The sequence below is a fragment of the Saccharopolyspora soli genome (assembly GCF_022678645.1).
In the GTDB taxonomy this organism is placed as follows: domain Bacteria; phylum Actinomycetota; class Actinomycetes; order Mycobacteriales; family Pseudonocardiaceae; genus Saccharopolyspora; species Saccharopolyspora soli.
The window spans coordinates 1-24,186 of the sequence record NZ_JALBWV010000069.1; the positions used below are offsets into that span (position 1 = coordinate 1).

24 protein-coding genes are annotated in these 24,186 nt (G+C 68.2%); 5 read left to right on the top strand and 19 right to left on the bottom strand.

The window, feature by feature from the left end; translation table 11 throughout:
• Positions 1 to 157 precede the first annotated feature (157 nt).
• The 4 genes from MOQ72_RS35950 to kdpF all read right to left on the bottom strand — a co-directional run bounded on the left by MOQ72_RS35950 (position 158) and on the right by kdpF (position 4,666).
• Positions 158 to 763: a potassium-transporting ATPase subunit C gene (locus tag MOQ72_RS35950; RefSeq protein WP_242190301.1), complete on the bottom strand. Its 606-nt coding sequence runs from the start codon at positions 761 to 763 to the stop codon at positions 158 to 160.
• A gap of 80 nt (positions 764 to 843) precedes the next feature.
• The gene (gene kdpB, locus MOQ72_RS35955) at positions 844 to 2,913 is read right to left on the bottom strand and encodes a potassium-transporting ATPase subunit KdpB (RefSeq protein WP_242190302.1); all 2,070 of its coding nucleotides are present in this window, start codon (positions 2,911 to 2,913) and stop codon (positions 844 to 846) included.
• Positions 2,910 to 4,571, bottom strand: coding sequence for a potassium-transporting ATPase subunit KdpA (gene kdpA, locus MOQ72_RS35960; RefSeq protein WP_242190303.1), 1,662 nt, complete (start codon positions 4,569 to 4,571; stop codon positions 2,910 to 2,912). The genes kdpB and kdpA overlap by 4 nt, the downstream gene beginning before the upstream one ends.
• A complete protein-coding gene (kdpF, locus tag MOQ72_RS35965) occupies positions 4,571 to 4,666 on the bottom strand; it encodes a K(+)-transporting ATPase subunit F (protein WP_010305839.1) in 96 nt (31 codons plus the stop codon). The genes kdpA and kdpF overlap by 1 nt, the downstream gene beginning before the upstream one ends.
• A 445-nt stretch (positions 4,667 to 5,111) precedes the next feature.
• On the opposite strand from kdpF, the gene asnB reads away from it, so the two are divergent.
• Positions 5,112 to 6,950 (top strand): asparagine synthase (glutamine-hydrolyzing), encoded by a 1,839-nt coding sequence (asnB, locus tag MOQ72_RS35970; protein WP_242190304.1) that lies wholly within the window; start codon positions 5,112 to 5,114, stop codon positions 6,948 to 6,950.
• 135 nt (positions 6,951 to 7,085) lie between these two features.
• On the opposite strand, the gene MOQ72_RS35975 is transcribed toward asnB, so the two are convergent.
• From MOQ72_RS35975 to MOQ72_RS35990, 4 genes are all read right to left on the bottom strand, one after another.
• Complete coding sequence (locus MOQ72_RS35975) at positions 7,086 to 8,537, bottom strand: sensor histidine kinase (RefSeq protein ID WP_242190305.1); 1,452 nt, start codon at positions 8,535 to 8,537, stop codon at positions 7,086 to 7,088.
• Positions 8,534 to 9,250: a response regulator transcription factor gene (locus MOQ72_RS35980; RefSeq protein ID WP_242190306.1), complete on the bottom strand. Its 717-nt coding sequence runs from the start codon at positions 9,248 to 9,250 to the stop codon at positions 8,534 to 8,536. Before MOQ72_RS35980 ends, MOQ72_RS35975 begins: the two co-directional genes overlap by 4 nt.
• A 156-nt stretch (positions 9,251 to 9,406) precedes the next feature.
• Positions 9,407 to 11,506 carry an ArnT family glycosyltransferase gene (locus MOQ72_RS35985; protein WP_242190307.1) on the bottom strand — a complete coding sequence of 700 codons (2,100 nt, stop codon included), beginning with the start codon at positions 11,504 to 11,506 and terminating at the stop codon, positions 9,407 to 9,409.
• Positions 11,506 to 12,759 carry a bifunctional glycosyltransferase family 2/GtrA family protein gene (locus MOQ72_RS35990; protein WP_242190308.1) on the bottom strand — a complete coding sequence of 418 codons (1,254 nt, stop codon included), beginning with the start codon at positions 12,757 to 12,759 and terminating at the stop codon, positions 11,506 to 11,508. Before MOQ72_RS35990 ends, MOQ72_RS35985 begins: the two co-directional genes overlap by 1 nt.
• A gap of 221 nt (positions 12,760 to 12,980) precedes the next feature.
• Here MOQ72_RS35990 and MOQ72_RS44830 point away from each other — a divergent pair, with 221 nt between their 5' ends.
• Positions 12,981 to 15,050: a glycosyltransferase family 39 protein gene (locus MOQ72_RS44830; RefSeq protein WP_277955209.1), complete on the top strand. Its 2,070-nt coding sequence runs from the start codon at positions 12,981 to 12,983 to the stop codon at positions 15,048 to 15,050.
• Between the two features lie 53 nt (positions 15,051 to 15,103).
• On the opposite strand, the gene mutM is transcribed toward MOQ72_RS44830, so the two are convergent.
• The 5 genes from mutM to MOQ72_RS36020 form a co-directional block, all read right to left on the bottom strand.
• Positions 15,104 to 15,997 carry a bifunctional DNA-formamidopyrimidine glycosylase/DNA-(apurinic or apyrimidinic site) lyase gene (gene mutM, locus MOQ72_RS36000; protein ID WP_242190309.1) on the bottom strand — a complete coding sequence of 298 codons (894 nt, stop codon included), beginning with the start codon at positions 15,995 to 15,997 and terminating at the stop codon, positions 15,104 to 15,106.
• A 50-nt stretch (positions 15,998 to 16,047) separates the two neighbouring features.
• Positions 16,048 to 16,794 carry a ribonuclease III gene (rnc, locus tag MOQ72_RS36005; RefSeq protein WP_242190310.1) on the bottom strand — a complete coding sequence of 249 codons (747 nt, stop codon included), beginning with the start codon at positions 16,792 to 16,794 and terminating at the stop codon, positions 16,048 to 16,050.
• A gap of 14 nt (positions 16,795 to 16,808) precedes the next feature.
• A complete protein-coding gene (gene rpmF, locus MOQ72_RS36010) occupies positions 16,809 to 16,991 on the bottom strand; it encodes a 50S ribosomal protein L32 (RefSeq protein ID WP_242190311.1) in 183 nt (60 codons plus the stop codon).
• Between the two features lie 2 nt (positions 16,992 to 16,993).
• A complete protein-coding gene (locus MOQ72_RS36015; protein ID WP_242190312.1) occupies positions 16,994 to 17,566 on the bottom strand; it encodes a YceD family protein in 573 nt (190 codons plus the stop codon).
• Between the two features lie 378 nt (positions 17,567 to 17,944).
• Complete coding sequence (locus tag MOQ72_RS36020; RefSeq protein ID WP_242190334.1) at positions 17,945 to 18,013, bottom strand: hypothetical protein; 69 nt, start codon at positions 18,011 to 18,013, stop codon at positions 17,945 to 17,947.
• A gap of 472 nt (positions 18,014 to 18,485) precedes the next feature.
• On the opposite strand from MOQ72_RS36020, the gene MOQ72_RS36025 reads away from it, so the two are divergent.
• Positions 18,486 to 18,833, top strand: a complete 348-nt coding sequence (locus MOQ72_RS36025; RefSeq protein ID WP_242190313.1) for a hypothetical protein — start codon at positions 18,486 to 18,488, stop codon at positions 18,831 to 18,833.
• Positions 18,834 to 18,846: 13 nt separating this feature from the next.
• Positions 18,847 to 19,110: a hypothetical protein gene (locus MOQ72_RS36030; protein ID WP_242190314.1), complete on the top strand. Its 264-nt coding sequence runs from the start codon at positions 18,847 to 18,849 to the stop codon at positions 19,108 to 19,110.
• 182 nt (positions 19,111 to 19,292) lie between these two features.
• Here MOQ72_RS36030 and MOQ72_RS36035 read toward each other — a convergent pair whose 3' ends face one another.
• Together MOQ72_RS36035 and MOQ72_RS36040 are read right to left on the bottom strand one after the other, a co-directional pair.
• Positions 19,293 to 19,688: a hypothetical protein gene (locus tag MOQ72_RS36035; protein WP_242190315.1), complete on the bottom strand. Its 396-nt coding sequence runs from the start codon at positions 19,686 to 19,688 to the stop codon at positions 19,293 to 19,295.
• 796 nt (positions 19,689 to 20,484) lie between these two features.
• Positions 20,485 to 20,697: a hypothetical protein gene (locus MOQ72_RS36040; RefSeq protein ID WP_242190316.1), complete on the bottom strand. Its 213-nt coding sequence runs from the start codon at positions 20,695 to 20,697 to the stop codon at positions 20,485 to 20,487.
• On the opposite strand from MOQ72_RS36040, the gene MOQ72_RS45825 reads away from it, so the two are divergent.
• Complete coding sequence (locus tag MOQ72_RS45825) at positions 20,696 to 21,352, top strand: tyrosine-type recombinase/integrase (protein ID WP_372495618.1); 657 nt, start codon at positions 20,696 to 20,698, stop codon at positions 21,350 to 21,352. The two genes, MOQ72_RS36040 and MOQ72_RS45825, sit on opposite strands and share 2 nt — an antisense overlap.
• 24 nt (positions 21,353 to 21,376) lie before the next feature.
• On the opposite strand, the gene MOQ72_RS36045 is transcribed toward MOQ72_RS45825, so the two are convergent.
• The 4 genes from MOQ72_RS36045 to rsmD form a co-directional block, all read right to left on the bottom strand.
• Positions 21,377 to 22,132 carry a DivIVA domain-containing protein gene (locus MOQ72_RS36045; RefSeq protein ID WP_242190317.1) on the bottom strand — a complete coding sequence of 252 codons (756 nt, stop codon included), beginning with the start codon at positions 22,130 to 22,132 and terminating at the stop codon, positions 21,377 to 21,379.
• A gap of 311 nt (positions 22,133 to 22,443) precedes the next feature.
• A complete protein-coding gene (locus tag MOQ72_RS36050; protein ID WP_242190318.1) occupies positions 22,444 to 22,869 on the bottom strand; it encodes a guanyl-specific ribonuclease in 426 nt (141 codons plus the stop codon).
• A gap of 109 nt (positions 22,870 to 22,978) precedes the next feature.
• Positions 22,979 to 23,461: a pantetheine-phosphate adenylyltransferase gene (gene coaD, locus MOQ72_RS36055; RefSeq protein ID WP_242190319.1), complete on the bottom strand. Its 483-nt coding sequence runs from the start codon at positions 23,459 to 23,461 to the stop codon at positions 22,979 to 22,981.
• Positions 23,462 to 23,515: 54 nt separating this feature from the next.
• A complete protein-coding gene (rsmD, locus tag MOQ72_RS36060; protein ID WP_242190320.1) occupies positions 23,516 to 24,073 on the bottom strand; it encodes a 16S rRNA (guanine(966)-N(2))-methyltransferase RsmD in 558 nt (185 codons plus the stop codon).
• Positions 24,074 to 24,186: the final 113 nt, after the last annotated feature.

The following is a 24,186-nucleotide window of genomic DNA, read 5'->3' on the forward strand; positions in this document are numbered from 1 at the left end:
CCCGCCCCCCCCCCCCCCCCCCCCCCCCCCCCCCCCCCCAAACCCCCCCCCCAAAACCCCCCCCCCCCCACCCCCCCCCCCCCCCCCCCCCCCCCCCCCGGCCCCCCCCGGGGGGGGCCCCCCCCCCGCGCGCCCCCCCACCCCCCGCTGCGCCGGGTCAGCGGATGGCCTGCTGGACCGCGACGTTGAGGGTCGTCACGTTCACCACGCGCACGCTCGTCACACCGCCCGAGGTGTTCTCGGCGATCAGGCGGTTGACCTCGTCCACCGGCAGACCGGTGACGCGCGCTACCCGCGCGGCCTGCAACGCCGCGTAGGCCGGGCTGATGTTCGGGTCGACGCCGCTGGCCGAGGCGGTGACCGCGTCGGTCGGCACCTGCTCCGGGGCCACGCCCTCGCGGGCCGCGATCGCGGTGCGGCGCTCCTGCACCGCCGCGAGCAGGTCCTCGTTGGCGCCGCCGTAGTTGGAACCGCCACTGGTGGCCGGGTCACCCGGCCCCAGGTTGCCCTCGGCGGAGGCCGACGGGCGGGTGTGGAAGTACGGGTCGTGCGCCGGATCGGTCGGCACCGGGTCGATGCCGATCAGCGACGAGCCGACCACCCGGCCGTCCACCACGATCTGCGATCCCTCGGCGTTGGCCTGCAGACCGGGAATCCGGCTGATGCCCCAGATCGCCAACGGGTAGGCCACGCCGAGCACGACTGTCGCCACCAGCAACAGCCGCAACCCCGCCAGGGTCTGGCGCAGCAGTGTCTTCTTCATCGGTACCTCTCTTGTGTGGACCGCAGTCGGGTCGTGAGTGGCAATGGCTGCTTGAGCGACCACTGCCACTCACGACCGCCTCAGCCGACTCCCGGGATGAAGCGGATCAACAGGTCGATCAGCCAGATGCCGACGAACGGCGTGACGATGCCGCCCAGGCCGTAGATCAGCAGGTTGCGCCGCAGCAGCGCGCTGGCCGTGCTCGGCCGGTAGCGAACCCCGCGCAGGGCCAGCGGGATCAGCGCCACGATGATCAGCGCGTTGAAGATCACCGCGGACAGGATCGCCGACGTCGGGGTGGCCAGCCGCATGATGTTCAGCGCGTCCAACTGCGGGTAGATCGCCACGAACATCGCTGGCAGGATCGCGAAGTACTTGGCCAGGTCGTTGGCGATGCTGAAGGTCGTCAACGCGCCGCGGGTGATCAGCAACTGCTTGCCGATCTCCACGATCTCGATCAGCTTGGTCGGGTCGGAGTCGAGGTCGACCATGTTCCCGGCCTCTTTGGCCGCCGCGGTGCCGGTGTTCATCGCGACACCGACATCGGCCTGCGCGAGCGCGGGCGCGTCGTTGGTGCCGTCACCGGTCATCGCGACCAGCCGACCACCTTCCTGCTCGGCCTTGATCAACGCCATCTTGTCCTCGGGCTTGGCCTCGGAGAGGTAGTCGTCGACGCCAGCCTCCGCGGCGATGGCCTTGGCGGTGAGCTCGTTGTCACCGGTGATCATCACAGTGCGGATGCCCATCGCGCGCAGCTCGGCGAACCGCTCCTTCATGCCGGGCTTGACCACGTCGGACAGCCGGATCACACCGACCACGCGGGTCACCCCGCCGCTGCGCTCGGCGACCACCAGGGGGGTGCCGCCCTGCGCCGCGATGTTGTCGGTCAGCTCCACGACCTCGGGCGAAATGCCTCCGGCCCAGGTGCGCACCGCGCTGGTGGCGCCCTTGCGGATCTCGCGGCCGTCGATGTCGATGCCGCTCATCCGGGTCTGCGCGGTGAAGGGCACCTCCTCGGCGTTGAGCTCGGCCGCCTGCGGCTGCGTCGGCAGGCCGAACTGCTCGCCGCAGAACGCCACGATGCTGGTGCCCTCGGGGGTCTTGTCGGCGAGGCTGGACAGCCGCGCGACCTGCGCCAATTCGCCGAGGGTCGCACCGCCGACCGGCAGCAGCTCGGTGCACCGCCGGTTGCCGAAGGTGATCGTGCCGGTCTTGTCCAGCAGCAGCGTGTCCACGTCCCCGGCGGCCTCCACGGCACGGCCGGATTTGGCGAGCACGTTGCGCTGCACCAACCGGTCCATGCCCGCGATGCCGATCGCGGACAGCAGCGCCCCGATCGTGGTCGGGATCAGGCACACCAGCAGCGCCGTCAGCGTGATCACCGATAGCAGCGAACCGGAGTAACCGGCCATCGGCTGCAGGGCGACCACCGCGAGCAGGAAGATGATCGTCAGCGTGGAGAGCAGGATCGTCAGCGCGATCTCGTTCGGCGTCTTCTGCCGCTGCGCGCCTTCCACCAGCGCGATCATCCGGTCGACGAAGGTCTCACCGGGTTTGGTGGTGATCTCCACGACGATCCGGTCGGACAGCACCGTGGTGCCCGCCGTGACCGCGGAGCGGTCGCCGCCGGACTCCCGGATCACCGGCGCGGATTCACCGGTGATCGCCGATTCGTCGACGGTGGCGATGCCTTCCACCACGTCCCCGTCACCGGGGATGACCTCACCGGCCTCGACCACGACCCGGTCGCCGATGCGCAGCGCGGTGCCCGGCACCCGCTCCTCGACGCCGTCGACCAGCCGCCGCGCGACCGCCTCGGTCTTGGTGCGCCGCAACGATTCCGCCTGCGCCCGGCCGCGACCTTCGGCGACCGCTTCGGCGAGGTTGGCGAACAGCACGGTGAACCACAGCCAGGCGGCCACCGAGATGCTGAAGACGTCCGGATCCGTCACCGCGAGCACGGTGGTCAGCACCGAACCGACCCAGACCACGAACATGACCGGGTTGGCCAGCTGGTGCTTCGGGTTCAGCTTCCGCAGGGCCTCGGGTAACGAGGTCCACAGCTGGCGCGGGCTGAACGCGCCCGCGGACAGCTTCCGCGGGCCGGTTTCCTCCCGCGTCTGCTTGGGTTTCTCCAAAGTCGTGGTCATGCGAGGGCCTCCGCGATCGGGCCGAGGGCGAGCGCTGGCAAGAAGGTCAGCGCCGCGACGAGGATGACGGTGCCGCCGAGCAGCCCGGCGAACAGCGGGCCGGTGGTGGGCAACGTGCCCGCGGTGGCCGGAACCCGCTGCTGCTGGGCGACCGCACCGGCCAGCATCAGCACCGCGAGGATCGGTATGAACCGCCCGAAGAGCATCGCGAGCCCCAGCGTGGCCTGGAAGAAGTCACTGGTCACAGTGATCCCCGCGAAGGCGCTGCCGTTGTTGTTGCCCGCCGAGGCGAAGGCGTACAGCACCTCCGAAAGGCCGTGCGCACCGGTGTTGTTCAGTGCGTCCCCTGTGGACGGTAAGGCGATGGCGACACCGGCTCCCAGCAGAACCATGGTGGGCATCGCCAGGATCGAGACGGCCGCCGCGGTGACTTCCCGCCGACCCAGCTTCTTGCCGAGGTATTCCGGCGTGCGCCCGACCATCAGACCGGCCAGGAACACCGCGATGATCGCGAGCATGAGGATGCCGTACAGCCCGGCACCGACACCGCCGGGTGCGACCTCGCCGAGCAGCATGTTCAGCAGTGGAACCGCACCGCCGAGTCCGGTGAAGCTGTCGTGCATCGAGTTGACCGCGCCGGTGGAGGTCCCGGTGGTGGCCACCGCGAACAGGCCGGACAGGTACAGGCCGAAGCGGGCTTCCTTGCCTTCGAGGGCACCACCGGCGGCCAGCGCCGCGGGGCCGTTCGGGTGGCTTTCGGCCCACCAGACCACCGCGGTCATCAGCGCCATGATGGTGACCATCACCGACAGCAGCACCCGGCCCTGGCGACGGTCGCCGACCATGGTGCCGAAGGTGCGGGTCAGCGCCAGCGGGATCACCAGGATCAGGAAGATCTCCAGCAGGTTGCTGATGCCGCCGGGGTTGGAGAACGGGTGCGCCGAGTTGGCGTTGAGCACCCCGCCGCCGTTGGTGCCGAGTTCCTTGATGGCCTCCTGGCTGGCGATCGGCGCGGTGGCGATGGTGTGCGCCTGCCCGTCCAGGCCGACGACGTCGATCCCAGGGGCCAGGCTCATCGTCACGCCGAGCGCGACCAGCAGGACGGCCGAGATCGCCGCGATCGGCAGCAGGATGCGGGTGCAACCGCGGGTGATGTCCACCCAGACGTTGCCGAGGCGGCCGGTACCGGCGGCGGTGAACCCGCGCACCAGTGCGATCGCAACTCCCATGCCGACCGCTGCCGACACGAAGTTCTGCACGGCCAGCCCGGCCATCTGAACGGTGTGCCCGAGGACTTCCTCCGGGATGTAGGACTGCCAGTTCGTGTTGGTCACGAAGCTGACCGCGGTGTTGAACGCCATCGCGGGCTCGACGGAGCCGCGCCCGAAGTTCAACGGCAGCAACGGCTGCAACCGCTGCAACAGGTACAACAGCACGATCGAGACGAACGAGAAGCCGAGCACACCGGTGGCGTAGGTGGTCCAACGCTGCTGGGCGTCACCGTTGATGCGCACCAGGCGGTACACCGCCTTCTCGACGCGCCAGTGCTTTTCGCTGGTGTACACGTGGGCCATGTAGTCACCGAGAGGCCGGTAGACCACTCCGATGGCCAGGATTAGGAGGCCGACCTGGACCAGGCCGACCAAGAGGGGACTCATCAGAACTTCTCCGGCCGGATTAGCGCGACGAACAGGTAACCGATCAACAGCAGCGCCAACACGCCACCGGCGACGTTGGCAAGCACAGTGCTCACAAGCGCTCCAAACCGCGGAGGGTCAAAGCGAGTACGAGGAACCCGCCGATCAGCAACACGGCGTAGGCGAGATCAGCCACCGCTGCGCACTCCTCACTAGAACCCGGTCACCGGACCTCGGTGACCGCCTCCGTAAAGCGAAAGGCCCGCCGCCAGGTCCAGTCGAGACCCATGACGGCTCCTTGACGGCCGCAAGCAGCGCTTTGACGAGTTCTTGATGCTCCTGAACGAGTGAACGAACGCCCGGTTTCGGGCGGTTTCGTTGATCCACACGGTTCGTGAGTGGGTGATTTCACTCCGTTAAGTGTTTCGCAGGTGAAACGATCTCATTAACATTGCTAAGGAATGGCGTGTTTTTGCACACCCGCCCCGAATAGGTCGAAACAGGACCAAAACGGCAGGGCACTCCATCCGCACATAACCGACTAGCAGTAAGGAGACCCAAATGTGCGGCATCTCCGGCTGGATCGATTTCCAGCGCGACCTGACCCGCGAACAGCCCGTCATCGACGAGATGTGCGCGACGATGTCCTGCCGAGGTCCGGACGCGAGTGGCACCTGGGTGCGTACGCACGCCGCCCTGGGCCACCGCCGACTGGCCATCATCGACCTGCCCGGCGGAACGCAGCCGATGGTTGCCGAGACGCCCGACGGCGAGGTCACGATCGTTTACAGCGGCGAGGCGTACAACTTCACCGAGCTGCGCGACGAACTGCGCCGCCGGGGCCACCGCTTCGACACCGACAGCGACACCGAGGTCGTGCTGCACGGCTACCTGGAATGGGGCGCGCAGGTCGCCGAGCACCTCAACGGCATGTTCGCCTTCGCCGTCTGGGACACCCGCACCGACCAGCTGCTGCTGATCCGCGACCGGATGGGCATCAAGCCGCTGTACTACTACCCGACCGAGCACGGCGTGCTGTTCGGCTCCGAGCCCAAGGCAATCCTGGCGAACCCGCTGACCGAGAAGGTCGTCGACTTGAACGGGCTGCGGGAGCTGTTCGCGATGGTCAAGACGCCTCGGGAGGCGATCTGGGCGGGCATGCGCGAAGTCGAGCCGGGCACCATCGTCACCGTGGACCGCAAGGGCCTGCGCGAGCACACCTACTGGCAGTTGCAGGCCGTCGCGCACACCGACGACCAGCAGACCTCCGTCGGGCACGTCCGCGAACTGCTGGACGACATCGTCGCGCGCCAGCTGATCTCCGACGTGCCGCGTTGCGTGCTGCTCTCCGGCGGCCTGGACTCCAGCGCGATCACCGCGCTCTCGGGGCTCGAACTCGGCCGCCACGGCGAGAAGGTGCGCAGCTTCGCGGTCGATTTCGTCGGCCAGACCGAGCACTTCGTGCCGGACGAGATGCGCGGCACGCCGGACACGCCGTACGTGCACGACGTCGCCGAGCACGTCGGGTCGCAGCACCAGGACATCGTGCTGGATCCGGACACGCTGGCCGACCCGGAGGTGCGGCGCGCGACCGTGCAGGCGCGGGACTTCCCGATGGGTCTGGGCGACATGGACCAGTCGCTGTACCTGCTGTTCAAGGCGATCCGCGGGCACTCCACCGTCGCGCTCTCGGGCGAGTCGGCGGACGAGGTCTTCGGCGGTTACAAGTGGTTCCACGACCCGCAGGTGCAGCAGGCCCCGACATTCCCGTGGCTGGCTACCGCGGTCCGCGTACCCGCGGGCGGGCGGATGGACACCCTCAACCCGGACGTGGCATCGGCGCTGGACCTGGAGTCCTACGTGGCCAGCCGCTACCGCGAGGCCATCAGCTCGGTCCCGGTGCTCGACGGGGAGAGCGCCTTCAACCGCCGGATGCGGGAGATCTGCTACCTGCACCTGACCCGGTTCGTCCGGATCCTGCTGGACCGCAAGGACCGGATGAGCATGGCCGTCGGCTTGGAGGTGCGGGTGCCGTTCTGCGACCACCGGCTGGTGGATTACGTCTTCAACACCCCGTGGGAGCTGAAGACCTTCGACGGCCGGGAGAAGAGCCTGCTGCGGCACGCCACCGCCGACGTGCTGCCGAAGTCGGTGGTGGAGCGGGTGAAGAGCCCGTATCCGTCCACACAGGATCCGAAGTACGCGGCGGTGCTGCAACGGCAGGTCGCCGACCTGGTCAGCGCCGGTGACCCGGCGTTGTCGCTGCTCAACGAGAAGTGGCTGACCGAAGCCCTGGCACAGGACCCGGCCCACATCGACACGTTGGCCCGCTTCACCTTCGAACGGGTTCTCGACCTCTCGACCTGGTTCGACATCCACAACCCAACGATCAAACTCTGACAGGCGCACCGGCGCCGCCTCGCACACCACGCGCGGCGGCGCCGGTGCCGGCTTCGCGAGAACACCCGCGGGCCCGGTGGGGTTCCGAATTTCCCTGAATTCGGGCGCCAACACGCGTTCTGCGTGTCAGCCGGGTCAGGTCAACGGGATCAGGAGTCGGAAGGCGCTGCCTCCGTTGGGGTTGGCGTGCAGCTCCACTCGGCCGTTGTGGGCTTCCGCGATCGCCGCCGTGATCGCCAGGCCCAGTCCGGTGCCGCCAGCGGCTCGGTGGCGGCCGTCGTCCACCCGGTAGAAGCGGTCGAAGATCCGGCTGGCGTGCTCCGGCGGAATGCCCGGACCGCTGTCGGTCACCGAGACCATCGCCACCGCGGTGCCCGGCGGAAGCTCCGCGCCCGCTGCGGCTAGCGCATAGCCCCCGACCGAGCCGTGCGAGACCTCGACGGTGATCGGCGATCGCGGCGGTGTGTGCACCAATGCGTTGTTCACCAGGTTCGTCAACACCTGCCGCAGTCGGGCACCATCGCCGAGCACGCGCAGCGCGCGCTGCGGACTTCGCAAGGTGATCTCCCGCTCGGGATCACGCACCCGTCCGTCGTCCACGACGTCATGCACCAACGGCACCAGATCGAGGTCGACCAGATCGATGGTGCGTTCCCGATCCAGCCGGGCGAGCAGCAGCAGGTCCTCGACCAGCCCGCCCATCCGCACCGCCTCGGACTCGATGCGGTGCATCATCGTCCGCACGTCCTCCGGACGGTGCTGGTCACTGCGCCGGTACAGCTCCGCGAATCCCCGGATCGACGTCAGCGGCGTCCGCAGCTCGTGCGAGGCGTCCGCGATGAACCGCCGCAGGCGGTGTTCGGACTGCTCGCGCTGCTGCAACGCGTCGACCAACCGCCCGAGCATGGTGTTCAGGGCCTTGCCGAGCCGTCCGGTCTCGGTGCGCGGATCCTGATCCGGCACGCGCCGATCGAGTTGTCCGGCTGCGATGGCATCCGCGGTGTGCTCGATCCGGTTCAGCGGTCGCAGGCTCCACCGCACCGTCGCCGCAGCCCCCGCGGCCAACAAGACGAGCACGATGGCACCGACCACCAATTCGATGGTGACCAGTTGCCGCACGGTCGCTTCGACGTTCCCCAACGACAATGCGAGCACGACGTACCGCCCGTTGGGCAGCATGATCGTCCGCACCCGCCAGTCCGAGCCACCGGCGCGGTCGGGCACGGTCGTGATGTCCGGCCGGTGCGCCGCATCCCGCAGCGCGGGCCCGCCCTGATCGCCCTCGGACTGACCGAGCATCGCGCCGACCTGCCCGCCACCGGAATCGAAGATCACCACCCGGAAGTCGGTGGGCAGCTCGCCACGTCCGGGTCCGTCCTGGACATCCGGTCCCCGCAGCGGATCCGGCGGTGGATGGCGCCCTTCCTCCCACGGGCGGGACAGCTCGACCAACCGGTCGTCGGTGCGATCGACCAGCGAGCGGCTCAGCAGGGCGACACTGGTGAACCCCATCAGCACCAGACCGACCACCAGCGCCCCGACCAGCGCCAGCACCAGTTGGCCGCGCAGTGTCCGGAAGATCCTCATCGCTGCTCCGGCGGCAGGCGCAGCACGTAGCCGACCCCGCGGATGGTGTGGATCAGCGACGGCGACACCGAGTCGATCTTGCGCCGCAGGTAGCTGATGTAGGACTCGACGATGCGGCTGTCCCCGCCGAACTCGTAGTTCCACACCCGGTCCAGGATCTGCACCTTGCTGACCACCTTCTCGGCGTTGATCAGCAGGTAGCGCAGCAGCTTGAACTCGGTCGGCGAGAGGTTCACCAGCTGACCGGCCCGGCGGACCTCGTAGGTCTCCTCGTCGAGTTCCAGGTCGTGGTAACGCAGCCGGGCGTCATTGGTCTGCGCGGGCCGCACCCGGCGCAGGATCGCCCGCAGCCGCAGCACCACCTCGTCCAGGCTGAACGGTTTGGTGACGTAGTCGTCGCCACCGGCGGTGAGCCCGGCGATGCGGTCCTCGACGGCATCGCGCGCGGTCAGGAACAGCACCGGAACGGAGTTTCCGCCCGCGCGCAGCTCAGTGGCCACCGAGAACCCGTCCCGGTCCGGCAGCATCACGTCCAACACCACGATGTCCGGCCGGAACTCCTCGGCGGCGCGCAACGCCTCGGCGCCGGTTCCCGCGCCGCGCACCTCGAAACCGCTCAACCGCAGCGCCGCAGTAAGCAGCTCCAGGATGTTGGGCTCGTCGTCAACGACCAGCACCCGTGCGTTGTTGGTATCCGCCACGCCCCCAAGCATCGACCACCTCCCTGGGAAAACGCTGGACAGAACCTGGGAACCGCCCCTGACCTCCAAGAACCCGACCGAACGCGCACCAGATCCACGCCCCGAGCACAGCCGCGGGTGTCGCGACTGCCCACGACACCCGCGGCTCTCACCGGTGCTTCGGGGTGATCACTGGCACGCGTAGAGCTCCTGGGAGGTGTCGGCGGAACCGCCCCACGCCGCGGGATCGACCGGGGTGCAGTTCTGCTTCACCCACTCCTCGCGCTCGCTGCTGAGCTGCCCGCCCGGACCACCGGCGCCCCGCATTCCTTCCGGCGGCTGCATGCCCCCTGGCGACTCCACGCCGTTCGGCAGGCGCATGCCGTCCCGCTCGCGGGCTCCGCCGCCCATACCGCCGCCGAGCAGGACGAAGCCGAGTTGGCCGGACTGCTTCCACTCGGTCAGCTGGGCCACCGACGGGGCGTCGTCGCTGCCGGTGAAACCGCCCATCCCGACGACCGTGAGATCCGAGTTGATGATGTAGGCCGCCGCACCGTGCGCGCCGCCCTCCACCGCCAGCGGCACCTGGAGACCACCGGCGTTGGCCTGGACGTAGTCGAGCAACTTGCGCTGCTCGTCGCTCAGCGACTCGTCGCCCATGCCGCCGAAGATCATGACTTGCCCGGCTCCCGGCTCGTTCGAGCCATCGCCGGTGCCGGGCGGCCGCATGCCGTCGCCTCCCATGCCAGGCGGCCGCATACCGCCCGGTCCACGACCACCAGGACCGCCCATGCCCGTCGCCGGACCGGCCGTCGGGTTCGCCCCGCCCATGCCGCTCTGCCCGCTGACCGCACCGATCGCCGACCACGCGGTCGGCACCATGAGCGCCGCGACCAAGCTCAGCACCAGCCCGGTTTTCGCCAGCCCGGCCCGGCCGCGCCGACCGACCACCAAGACCACCACCGCCAGCGCACCGGCACCCACGGCCGCGTACCCGGCCCACGCGTGCCAGCTCAGGTCGCGCGCGACGACGACCATCGCCCACGCCACCGTGATCGCGAGGCCGACCGGTAGCAGCAGCCACGCCTTGCCCTGGGGTTCGCGGTACCAACGCCAGAACCGGACCACACCCGCGCCGACCACCGCACCGACCGCAGGCGCGAGCATCGTCGTGTAGTACGGGTGCATCGTGCCCTGCGCGAAGCTGAACATCAGGCCGATGACGACCAACCAGCCGCCCCAAAGCACCCAACCGGCCGCCCGTTCCCGCTCCAGCGGCCCGCCGCCGCGCCAGTGCCGAACGCCGACGACCAGCATCGCGATCAGCACCAGCGCGCACAGCGGCAGCAACCAGCTGATCTGCCCGGCGAGCTGCTCGTTGAACAACCGCAGGATCCCGGACTGACCGGAAAAACCGCCGCCTCCGCCGCTCGGACCGCCGGAACCGCCGCCCATGTTGCCGTCGCCGCCGAAGATCCGGCCGAAACCGTTGTAGCCGAACACCAGGTCCCAAGCGGAACCGTCCTCGCTACCGCCGATGTAGGGCTTCGGCGAGGGCCACAGAGTGGTCGCGACGACCCACCAGAACGAGCTGACCAGCAGCACCGCAGCAGCCACGCCGAGGTCCAGCACCCGCCGTCCCCACCCAGCCCGACTGCCGATCAGGTAAGCCGCGATGAACGCGGGCAGCACCATCCACGCCTGCAACATCTTGGTCAGGAAGCCGCAGCCGACCAAGAACGCCGCCAGCGCCAGCCATCCCGTGGCGTTGCGCGAACCGAACGTCCGCGTCATCGCGTACGCGGCCGCGACGACGAGCAGCACCAGCAGCGTGTCCGGGTTGTTGTCCCGGTTGATCACGACCGTGATCGGGGTCAGCGCCAGCACCAATGCCGCCAGCAGCGCGGCGTGCTCGCCCGCCCAGCGCCGAACCGTCCGGTGCAGCAGGAAGACCGCCGCGACCCCGGCCAACGCCTGCGGGAACAGCACGGCGAACTGGTTGAACCCGAACACCTGCACCGACAACACCTGCAACCACAGGGCCATCGGCGGCTTGTCCACGGTCACCACGCCAGCGGCGTCGAAGGAGCCGAAGAAGAAGGTCTCGAAGCTCTGCGACATCGACTTCACGGCGGCGGAGTAGTACGAGTTCGCCCACGAGCCGCCGATTCCCCAGCAGTACAGCGCCGCGGACAGCGCGCAGGTCGCCGCCAACGCCCACCGCGGCCACCGCACGCCGGAACGGTTCGGCACGCGGGTGGCGGCCGGTTGGATCTCGACCGTCGTCATCACGATTCCTTTTCGGTAGACGAGGCCGCAGGCCGGAACACCCACGACCGGAGCAGCACGAACCGCAGGGCGGTGCCGAACACCGAGGACACCACCAGCACCAGGACCTCAAGCCACCGCGAGGGATCCGGCTGCCAGGCGTGCAACCCGAGCAGCGCACCCGAGGTCACCACGTAGTACAGGGCGAACACGACGAGCCCCTGCAGGTGGACGCGACCGGAGGAGCTCGACTGGTTGAGGAACGTGAACCTGCGGTTGGCCTCGGTGTTCCACAGCGTGGTGACGGTCAACGCCACCAGATTGGCGAGCAACAGCGGCCACCACGAACGCAAGATCGCGTAGAGCAGCGAGGTGAGCGCAGTGGACACCAAGCCGATGACGCCGAAGGAGACCAGCTGCCACAGCAGGCCGTTCTCCCGCTTCGCCAACACCGCCTGGGGATGCACCGCACGCGGCGCGGGCCGTTGCGGCAGGCCGGAGACCTTCGCCGCGCCGGTGACCTTCGCGCGGGCCACTCGGACCAGGCCCGCGATGTCGTCGGTGGCGGTCTTGACCACGTTGACCCGGGTGTCCACGTCCTCGACCCAGTCCACCGGAACCTCGTGCACCCGCAGGCCGTTGTGCTCGGCCAACAGCAGCAGTTCGGTGTCGAAGAACCAGGAATCGTCCTGCACCTGCTTCAACAGCGGCTTGACGACATCCGCGCGGGCCGCCTTGAAGCCGCACTGCGCATCGGTGAACCGGGCACCGTGCGTCCAGCGGACCACCTTGTTGTAGCAGCGGGAGATCAGCTCCCGCTTGCCCCCGCGCACCGTGCGGGCGCCAGTCGCCAGCCGCGAGCCGATGGCCAGGTCGGAATGCCCGTTGACCAGCGGCGCCACCAACGGCAGCAGCGCGTCCAACCCGGTCGAGAGGTCGACGTCCATGTACACCACGACATCGGCGTCGCTGTAGCCCCAAGCGGTGCGCAGTGCCAACCCGCGGCCCTTGCGGTCCAGGTGCAGCACCCGCACGTTGTCCATCAGCCCGGCCAGTTCCCTGGCGACACCCAGCGTGCCGTCCGTGCTGGCGTTGTCGACCACCGTGATGGTCCAGGCGAACGGGAAGCCCTCGGCGAGGTACTTGCGCAGCACCTCCAGGCATCCGGGCAACGAGCGTTCCTCGTTGTGCACCGGGATCACCACATCGACCGTCGCGGTCCGGCGCGGCACGCGGCGCACGGTGTCGACACCGACCTGCGGCACGGCACTCATCTCCCACCACCTCTCTGCTGGCCTGTTCGGTAGCCATCAAGCCGGATCGAGGTGCGAACGCGGTGGGCGTCAGCTGGGAATTCCCTGGGAGCCGCCGGTTCCGCTGACGTCGACGCACCGACTTCCGCCTGGAGTCGCGGGTTCTCGCAGCGAACTCACACGGACTTCCCAGCTCGGCAGGCCAAGGTCAGGCGCGTATCCGGACGCGTGGAGGGATCGAGATGACCACCGAACGTCGGCGCCTGTTGCTCGGGCCAGCGGATGATCCGAGGTGGGCCCGGCCCGCGCTGTGGCTGGTGCTGGCCCTGGCGGCGTTCTTGTGCACCTGGTCGCTGTCGATCAACGGGTGGGCCAACACCTACTACTCGGCCGCGGTGCTGGGGATGACGCAGAGCTGGCAAGCGTTCTTCTTCGGTGCGCTGGACGCGGGTTCGTTCATCACCGTCGACAAGCCACCGCTTGCGTTGTGGATCCAGGCGCTTTCGGCGCGCGCATTCGGCTTCAACACCTGGAGCCTGCTGCTACCGCAAGCACTCGCCGCCGTGTTGACGGTCTGGATCGTGCATCACGTGGTGCGCCGCAGCTTCGGGCATGTCGGCGCGACGGTCGCCGCACTCGCGCTGGCCCTGACACCGATCGCGGTGGTGCTGGCCAGGCACAACAACCCGGACATGCTGCTGGCGTTCTTGCTGGCCGTGGCGCTGTGGGCGGCGTCCAACGCGATCCGATCCGGCAAGCTGCCGCCGCTGCTCTGGAGCGCGGTGGCGGTCGGTCTGGCGTTCAACACCAAGATGTTGCAGGCATACTTCGTGCTGCCGGTGATCGCGGTGGTGTACCTGCTGGCGGCACCGCCGCGCTGGCCGCGCAAACTGCTCAACCTCGGTGCGGCCACGGTGGTGCTCGGCGTGGTGAGCCTGTTCTGGGTGACCATTGTGGACCTGGTTCCGGCGTCGTCGCGGCCGTACGTGGGCGGCAGCACCAACAACACGGTTCGGGATTTGCTGCTGGGCTACAACGGGTTGGGCCGCGTCGGAGGCCAGGACCGGATCATGTCGCCCGGCATGATGGGTGGCGGTGGCACGCCTGGCGGTGGCGGGATGCGCCTGTTCGGTGGGATGCCCGCCGGGGGCATGCCGCCTGGCGGCGCGCGCATGGTCGGCGGCATGGACGACGCCAGTTGGACGCGACTGCTCAGCGGCGAGATCGCAACCCAGATCGGTTGGCTGTACCCGCTGGCGCTGTTCGGGGCCGTCGCCGTGATCGTCCACCTGTGGCGCCGTCCGCGACGCGACGCCCAGCGAGCGGATTTCCTGCTCTGGGCCGGAACTCTCGTCATCACGGCAGCGGTGTTCACCGCCGCTTCCGGGATCTGGCACACCTACTACACCGTCGCGCTCGCCGCCCCGCTCGCGGTGGTGGTCGGCATGGGCGTGGCCAGCATGGCGCGACTGGCCAGGGGCACCGAGTGGTGGGGTTTGCTGCTACCCGTCGCAATCGCGTCCACCGGGTGCTGGGCTGCTCACTTGCTGGGCGGCAGCGCCGATTTCGTCCCGTGGCTGGCACCGGTCATCATCGCGGTGACCGTTCTGGCGACGACTGGGATGGCAGTCCCGCTGTTGCTCCCACGCGTCCGGCGACGCCGACACCGGCGGCTGATCGCCGCGGCGACGCTGGTGGGCTTGATCGCCGCCTTGGCCGGGCCGACCGCATACGCGTTGACACCGCTGTCCACCCCGGTGGCCGCAACGTTCCCCGCAGCGGGTCCAAGCGGCGGATCGCGCGGCGGCCCAGGCGGTATGCGGATGCCGGGCCGGACGGGCGGTCCGCAGCCCGCCGGGCCGGATGGCCAAGCACCACCCGGATTCGCTGGTCAGCGCGGGCCGCAGGAAATGCGCGGAGGACGCGACGAGCAGGTCAGCGACCAGCTCATCCGCTACCTCACCGAGCACCACCAGGGCGAGACCTGGCTGGTCGGCGTAGTCGGTTCGATGGTCGCGGCGCCGATCATCCTGGCCACCGGCCAACCGGTGATGGCCATCGGCGGATACAACGGCAACGACCCGACCCCGACGGTCGACCAGCTGAAGCAGCACATCGGAGCCGGTGAGCTGCGCTACGTGTGGACCAGCGGGAGCTCCGGCGTTCAGAGCATGGGCGGCGAGGTGGACACGGAGGTGGTCGACGCATCGATGGCCTGGGTGGCGAGCCACTGCCAGCTCGTGGCGCCCGAGGAATACGGCGGCGACGCCAAAGCCACCACCCACCTCTACGACTGCCAGAACCCAACCTGAGCACCAACGGCGCGGATGCCTACCAGCCCACTGTGGTCACTGGGCGGACGCGGTCAGAGGTGGGCGTTGCGGGGTTTGGGTTGGCACACCGGGCAGGTGTACGACGAGCGGTTCATGAACGCATCGCGCCGGATCGACGCGCCGCACCGCGGGCACGGGTGCCCAGCCTGCCCGTACACCGCCAACGACCGGTCGAAGTACCCGGATTCACCGTTGACGTTGACGTACAAGGCATCGAACGAGGTGCCACCCGCGTGCAACGCCTCCTGCATGACCGCGGTGACGGCCTCGAAGAGTTCGCGGATCTTGGGGCGCGTCAGGGTCTCCGTGGGCCGCGCCCAGTGCAGCTTCGCCCGCCACAGCGCCTCGTCGGCGTAGATGTTGCCGACCCCGGACACCAGGCTCTGATCCAGCAACGCGCGCTTGATGCCGCTGCGCCGGGCCCGCAGCCGCGCCGCCACCGCGTCCACGTCGAACACGGCCTCGAGCGGATCGGGCGCGATGTGCGCGACCGGCTTCGGCAGCGCGATCCCATCCACCTCGACCAACTCGGCAAGGTGCAGCCCGCCGAACGTGCGCTGGTCGACGAAGCGCAGCTCCGGACCCCCGTCGGCGAACCGCAACCGCACCCGCAGGTGCTTCTCATCCGGCGCGTCGGCGGGCTGCACGAGCAGCTGACCGCTCATCCCCAGGTGCACCACCAGCGCTTCACCACCGGACAGCGCCGCCGACCGGGGCTCGTCGCCGAGTTCGAACCACAGGTACTTGCCGCGCCGCCGAGCCGCGCTCAGGCATCGCCCCGCGAGCCGACCGGCGAGGTCGTCCGGACCGGGCACGTGCCGACGGACCGCGCGCGGGTGCAGAACCTCAACGCTGGACAACTTCCGGCCAACCGCATGCTCGGCGACCCCGCGCCGAACGATCTCGACCTCTGGCAACTCAGGCACGAAAACATCTTCGACCACGTGTGTCCGACCACAACGCGCGGCCCCAGCGCTCAGGCGGAGGACGACTCCGCGTCGTCCGCGGGCTGCTCGGACAGCTGCCGCCAAGCCGCCTCGGCCGCCTTCTGCTCGGCTTCCTTCTTGGTGCGGCCGTCGCCGCGACCGAAGGTCCGCCCACCGACCGACACGAAGGCGCTGAACTCCTTGCGGTGGTCCGGGCCCTGCTCCTCGACGCGGTACTCCGGCACGCCGAGCCCGGTGGACGCGGTCAACTCCTGCAGGCTCGTCTTCCAGTCCAGCCCGGCCCCGCGCTGCGGCGCCTCGGCCAGCAGCGGTTCGAACAGCCGGTGGACCACATCGCGGGCGACGTCGATGCCCTTCGCCAGGTACACCGCGCCGAGCACGGCTTCCAGCCCGTCCGCGAGGATGCTCGCCTTGTCCCGGCCCCCCGTGAGCTCCTCACCCCTACCCAGCAGCAGGTATTCACCCAGGCCGCCCTCACCGAGCCCGCGAGCCACCCCGGCCAGCGCGTGCATGTTGACCACGCTGGCGCGCAGCTTCGCCAACTGCCCCTCGGGCAGGTCCGGGTGCTCGGTGTACAGGCGATCGGTGATCACCAGCCCGAGCACTGCGTCCCCCAGGAACTCCAACCGCTCGTTCGGCGGTAAGCCGCCGTTCTCGTAGGCGTACGAGCGGTGGGTCAGAGCAAGCGTGAGTAGCTCGGCGTCGAGCTCGACGCCGAGCGCTCCCAACAGCAGAGCCCGGTCGACGTTCCTGGCCCGCGACTGCTTTCCCCCCACTACGCGACCGCCGATCAGGCAGGTTCGACGACTTGGCGGCCGTCGTACTGGCCGCAGGCCGGGCAGACCACGTGCGGCAACTTCGGCTCGCGGCAGGCGCGGTTGGAGCACTGCACCAGCGTCGGAGCCGCGGCCTTCCACTGCGACCTGCGGTGACGGGTGTTGGCCCGGGACATCTTGCGCTTCGGGACGGCCACGACTACTTCTCCTCCTCGGTCCCGCGGAACCGCTCTTGCAGTGCGGCCCAGCGAGGATCAATGGTCTCATGGGTGTGATCCGGGGCGAGTTCGGCCCACTTCACGCCGCACCCGGTGCACAGCCCCGGGCAGTCCGGCGAGCACAACGGCGCCGAGGGAAGCGACAGCAACATCGCGTCCCGCACCACCGGTTCGAGATCGATCAGGTCGTCCACGACCCGCTCCACCTCGTCGTCATCGGTGCTGACATCAGTGGCGCTGTCCGGGTAGGCGAACAGCTCCCGGACCTCCACCTCGACCTCGTCGGAGATCGGGTCCAGGCACCGGACGCACTCGCCGGCCAACGTGGCCACCGCGGTACCCGACACCAGCACGCCCTCCACCACCGACTCGGCCAGCAGGTCGAGCTCCACCGGTTCGCCCTCCGGCACGTTGATCATGTCCAGCCCGAACCCGGCAGGCGCCGGAGCACGGCGGGTGTAGGCACGGCTGCTGCCCGCCCGGTGGCCGATCTCCCGGGTGTCGATCACCCAAGGGCCGACGTGCGCGGTGCGCGCTTCACGGTTCTGAGACATCACAAGTTTCGGTGGTCAATTCAAATCCGGCAGGTGGTGCGGCATCGGCGGACGACACAGCATGGACAGCGCGTCGTCCGAAGCCAGCTTTTCCAGGGTACGTGACACCTGTCCGGCTACGACACCAGGCCCTCGACGCCGCGGCGGCGGCCAACCGATCGTGCGCTCCGCGAAACCCCGGCGGCATCTCGCCGACCAGCCACGGGAGGGATCAATTGGTCCCGGCGCCGTTGGCGTTCCACTCCTCGTAGTCGAACGGGCGAGCGAGGCCCCTGCCTGTGGCGGAACGAGACTCGTGGGACAGATGTGGGACACACCGCCTAAAAGTCGCGGTCCCCCGGTCCAGCTGGATCGGGGCCCGCGGCGCTAGGCCATCCTTCAGAGATCGAAGCGACCGGCCTTGAGCCGAGGAAGGAAGGCTTCCCGCGCGGAGCGGTCGAACACCAGGGTGCCGCGGTCGAGGTTCTTGGTGTCTCGGACACCGACAGCGTGGCCCGAGGATCATCCGGCTGGTCAAGCCCGCTGCTGCGGGAAGTCACGAACGTTGGCACATCGAACTTCCGCTGCGCCTCCGCCGCCGAGACTGCCCCGGCTTCGTGGCGGGCCTTTTCGTGGCGCACGATGGCACCGAACTCCCAGAAACTGCACTCCACCCCGGTCCCCTGCGAGATTCCGCATCGGGCATTCGGGCCGATCGGCCGCACGGCAGCATATCGACACGAGCCGTACAAGACTCCGGAACGGCCTGGGTGAAAGGAGTCTCACTCGGATGGTGCAGTGAATGCCAAACCGAGCGGAAAGAGCGCGTTTGGTGACGCCGGGTGCACCTGATCCGTGGGTCGAACCTGTCCGAATCGCCACCTGGTTGCAGGCAGCACAGTTACCATGCGGCGGAAATGATCAAGCTAGCAGCAGGCAGTTGACCGAGCTGTCGACGGGCGTCGGGGGGGATGATGTGTCGAAGGACAGCAACGCACCGCCTCCGCGCAACGACGGCGATGGAGACGAGGAAGCACACAGCCAGGACGATGGACTGATCCCATTCGACCGGTTCGAGAAGGCCAAGCCCACAGGGCGTTACACCCAGCACCGGGACAAGACCCGTGCACAACGGAGACGACTGCTGCCCGGCTTCCTCAGCCGCAGCTACCTCCGCAACACCCCGGGGTGGCCAGTTCTCATCGCGCTCGCGATTTTCCTGTTCCTGGCGTTGGTCGTTTTTCTATTGCGGCGGCTTGCATACCTCTACCTGAACATTTTTTCGTGACCGCAAGCCTGACGTGCTCGACCGCGTGGAATCGTCGACTATCCGAGATTACCTCGACGGAACGATCACACCGCAGACGCTCGTCGAGCAGATGTCGACGAACGATCACATGGCCGACCTGTTCTCCGCCGTATCGTCGTTCATCAGCACCGACTCCACCGACGAAGAACCACCACAGACGAGCGACACCAAGCGCCCTACCAACCCAACGTGGGCAGATGACGACGGAGACTTCTCCGACGAAACCTGGCTCGAAGACGGGGTGACGTATGACTGACCAGCCGAGCATGCCCGAGGCAACCCGGCAATCTTCCTCGGAGGACGAACGCTGACCACCTGGCAGAGCGTTGTGACGATCGTGTCTCCATCAACATTCCCAAGCTAAAACGAAGGCGCCCCGCGCAACCCTCATCGGGTGCACGGAGCAAAGGGAGGTCGGTGTGATCGACCCGACGGGAGTTACTTGCTGCCGATCTCCTTCCGGAGCGACGCGGTGAACGCACTCAGTGCTCGGATTGTCTCGGCCTCGTCCTTCGCACGCCAACACGACTTGACGAAGGCACCCGCGTGATCACGGGTCTCTTGAGTACACAGCAGATGGATGGCCGCGCGCCCACGTTGCAGCTGGGACTGCCATTCGCGCAGCTCGCTTGGTTCGAACGATTCGATCCAGTCCTTGCTGCCACTGCGGAACTCGTAGATGTTGGTGCCTGCGCTTACCATCTCGGCGGCGCTGGCGAGCTTCTGGTCACGCAGCCATCTGCGGTGCTCACCCTGGCTTTTGATCCAAGCCCCGAGCAGAGCGCCCGAGAACCCCAGCAATGCGCCAATGATTCCAGCCAACACGTTTGCCACACGAGGAGCGTAACGGTCCGATGCTCTGTGTTATCCCAGTTTCCGCTGCCTCCGGGCGTTCTCGGCCCCGGTCTTGCGGTTGTGGCACTCGGCGCACAGTGATTGCGCGTTGGCGTGGTCGAACATCGCCCGTCCACGGGTTTCTGCGTGATGTGGCGGCGTTGTCTGCCGCTGGGCTGGGATGCTGAGAACACGCCCGGCAGGTACAGATCTCGTTTGCCGTCGTAGGGCCCGTTGGAGCCCCACAAGATGAACTCCGCATTGGCCTTGAACCCTCCGCGGCGCGGACGCGCGAGCGGCTTGTGCCACACGATCGTTCCCTGCCACGTCCAACCGCCCACCTGCAGCGCATCGCTCGTTGCGGGCAGCTGGCGCCAATCGGTGAACACCAGGCAGTGAGAGCCGGGCCGGGAAACGCGCAGCGATTCGGCAAGCACCAGGGACATCCAGGTGATGCAGGAGCACTGGTCGCGGTTGTCCCCGGTGAAGTCGGCCAATCCGTGTTGGGCATCGCCGGAGACGTACTTGCTGCGCGCGGTTGGCTTGGTGCGGTCGCTGGTCGTGCGTCCACCGATCGGTGTGATCGTCGGGGGCCTCGAACCGGCGCCTCAACCTGCTTTGGGTAGGGAGTACCGACTCAAAGCGTCACACTACACCTGACCTGCGACAACGATCAAGCAGCCTTCGCCGTGCCGTGTCTGGTCTTTCGCCGGTCGAGGTACGCGACGATCTCGGAGGTCGATCTCGGCGGTTCGGATGCGATAGCGCTGGGGCGTGATCACGGCTCGGCTCCACTTCAGAATGGGGCTTTTTCGGGTGTGCGGTCGATGCAGGTGGCGCCAAGTTCGCGCCCAAACAGCACCAGGGCGTTGAACTCGATGTCGTCGACCGGCGGCGGTGCATCGGGGGTCGGGGTGTCCTTGGAAGCGCTCCGGCAAGACATCCTGATTGCTTCCCCTTGTGCTGGCATTCGTCTTCCGAAGATCCCGAAGAAGTCCAAGAAATTCATGACTGAGGACAACGCGGAGCGCCTGCGGAAGGAGCTTTCGGAGGAGGCCCGGGATGCAATCGATCTCGCTTTCGAAACCGGCCTCCGCCCGGGAGAGCTAGCCGGTCTTCATGTCCACCGTGTCGATCTCGATTCAGGATGGCTCGAAATCGCCGAAGTGTACGTGGCGGCCAAGAAAGCGATTCGCGCCTACCCGAAGGACGACGATTCGCGCTTCGTGCCACTGACCAAGAAGGCAATCGAGATCATCCGCAGGCGGCTCGAAGGCAGAGATCTGACCCGCGGCTGTGGGATTCCTCACCTGAACGGCGAGGAATGCGAAACTGAGTTGGTTCTGCGGACTCCAAACGGTCGGCCGATGACTCCGTCGAACCAGAAGGCGCACCTACAGCGGGCCGCCAAGAACGCGGCTAGCTCGCGGCGGTATCGACGCCTTCGAGCTAGCCGACCTCATGGGGCACTCTGCCCTAAACCAGACCCGTGGATACGTTCAGCGGAGCCCTCAAGTCCGGGAAAGGGCCATCGCGGCACTCGGCGAGAAGCCGGAGCTCGCAGTAGTCGACAAGCATGGGACTCGTGGGACAGCTCGTGGGACCAAGCGCGGCCACCAGGCCACCCCAGAAACCCCGAGCGAAGACGACCAAAGGTGGGCTGACCTGCCGAGACGGCCCAGAATTCCTTAGCGGCCCCCACCGCCCCCGTTTTGCGAAACGCCAGGTCCTGCCGGGTTCCACTCCTCGTAGTCGAAGGGCGCACCCATCGGGCTGCGCAGCTGCTGGCGGCCCTTGCCCACCGTGCGCAGCGTGCGGCTTAGCAAGTCTTCGAAGTCGGCAAGCCGGGCGTCCACGTAGGCGTCGCACTCGCTGCGCAGCCTTTCGGCGTCGTCGTTGGCCTCGTCGACGACGCGCTTGGCCTCGGCCTTCGCAGCCACCACCACCTCCGTGTCGGCGACCAGCCGTGCCTGTTCGGCCTTGCCCTCGTGCACCGACTGCTCGTAGGCGGCCCGACCGGCCTGCACCATGCGGTCGGCCTCGGACTGGGCGCTGCCGACGTAGTCCTCGTACTCGCGGCGGCCGTTGGTCACCGTCTGCTCGGCCTGCGCGCGCGCCTCGGCCAGCAGTTCGTCGGCCTGCTCGCGAGCCTCGGCGAGCAGCTGTTCAGCCTCGGCGCGAGCCGCGGCGATCGTGCGGTCGGCCTCGTTGCGGGCGTCGGTGACCGACTTGTCGGCGTGCGCCTCGGCCGTGGAGACCACGTCGTCGCGGTGGTCGAGCACGTCCTGGGCGTCGTCGAGTTCCTGCGGAAGCGCGTCCCGCACGTCGTCGAGCAGCTCCAGCACGTCGCCACGGGGCACCACGCACCCCGAGGTCATGGGTACACCACGCGCTTCCTCGACGATCGTGACCAGCTCGTCGAGCGCCTCGAACACCCGGTACACCTTGATCTCCCTGCCGTCGTAGCCGCCGCAGCAGCAAGAATGTCAGAACACCCGCAAACGGTGATCGTGGGTCGTTCCGCCACCAGTCTGCCCGCGCGGAGCAGCACGGCGCGGGAAATCCGGCATCCGCGTGTCAAGACGCCGATCGGCACCCGCGCTACCGCAGATGCCGATCAGGAACGCAGTCATTGCTTCATCCAGCAAGCACCCCAAGCGCAGCACGGGCGCTCCGAACGCGAGCCTCGTCAGGGATCCCAGGGTCGAGAAGGCTTCCGACTATCCGCACCGCCACGCAAGACGAGCCGGGCAGCTCAGGCACCAATATTGGTGAGGCTGAAGGTTTCGTAGTGGTCTTGGGTGTAGAAGTACTCGCCTCCGTCGCCCACGACGAAGCGGCGGGCGCCGCGGTCGTCGCTGCCGGGGGTCTCCACTGTGTACTCGTGGTAGTAGCCCTCCTCGCAGTCCGGCAGGATGCCTTCCCGGTTCTGGAAGACCTGGCCGTCCTGCGGGTACGGGTACGGGCCGCCCTGCTGGATCAGTTCCACCGTGTCGGTGGCCTCCGGCGGCAGCTCCGAGAGGTTCACCTGCTCGAAGCCCGAGGTGTCCCCGCACGGTGCCTGGGCGACCGCGGTCGCCGGTGCGACGGACCAGGCGCTCGCTTGGAAGCCGACCAGGCCCACTACCGCGAGCAGGCTGGCCAACAGGATCTGCACTGTTTTCGACGTGATCAGCTTCATGGTCGAGCACGCTAATGTGACGACGTGATCACGCACTGAAGCTGGCGTGAACCGGAAAGGTCACGCCCCACGATCGTGGGAGTCGGGCTACGCCGGATGGCGTAGCAGGTCAGTTCCGCTCGGCCAACCGCTCGCGGAGGCGCTGCTCGATCTTCGGTGGCAGCAGGTTCGACACGTCGCCGCCGTAGGTGGCGACCTCCTTGACCAACGAGCTTGCCAGGAAGCTGTACAGCGGGTTGGTGGACATGAACATCGTCTCCACCCCGGACAGCTGCTGGTTCATCTGCGCCATCTGCAACTCGTAGTCGAAGTCGCTGACCGCACGCAGGCCCTTGACGATCGCGCCGATGCCGTGTTCCTTGCAGTAGTCCACGAGCAGGCCGTGCCACGAGTCGATGCGCACGTTCGGCCAAGCCGCGGTGACCTCGCGCAGCATTTCCAGCCGCTCTTCAACGCTGAACAGGCTCTTCTTGTTCTTGTTGATCAGCACCGCGACGACGACCTCGTCGAACAGCTTCGACGCTCGCTCGATGATGTCCAGATGACCATTCGTCACGGGGTCGTAGGAGCCTGGACAAACGGCACGCCTCATGAGCAGGCACGTTAGCAGCAGCCACGGCGAAGCCCCACGACGACGTGGCGTGGCTCACCGATCGTGCACGGCCCAGTGCACAGCGGTGTCGCCGTACCGCTTGGTGCGCAGCGCTCGCAGCGGTGGCGGCCACTCCGGCTCGCCGCTGCGCACCGCGCGCTCGACGATCACCAGGCTGCCCGGCGCGATCCAGCCGTTCGGGGCCAGCGCGGCCAGCACGCGGTGCAGCTGTTCGGCCGCGAGGTCGTAGGGCGGGTCGGCCAGCACCACGTCGAAGGGCTGCGCCACCGGCGTGCTGAGCAGCGTCTCGGCCTTCGCCTGCTGCACCTGGACGTCGCGGAATCCCAGCGCAGCGGCATTGCGGCGCAGCAGTTGGGCCGCGCGCCGATCGGCCTCGACGAACGTCGCGTGCGCCGCACCCCGGGACAGCGCCTCGAGGCCGAGCGCCCCGGATCCGCCGTAGAGGTCCAACACCCGCGCCCCGGCGAGCTCGGTGGCCGATTCCAGCGCGCTGAACAGGGCTTCCCGCACTCGTTCCGAGGTGGGTCTGGTGCCTCGCGGGGGCACCTCGATGCGCCGCCCGCCCACACTTCCGGCCACGATCCGCGTCACCCGACCATCGTCGCGCACCGGCCGTCGGCGAGTGGTTCGCGGGTTGGGCGAACGCCGCCGATTTGCCGCAGTTTACCTGTGGGCACCCGGCTTCTTAGCTCGTGGGAGCGGCA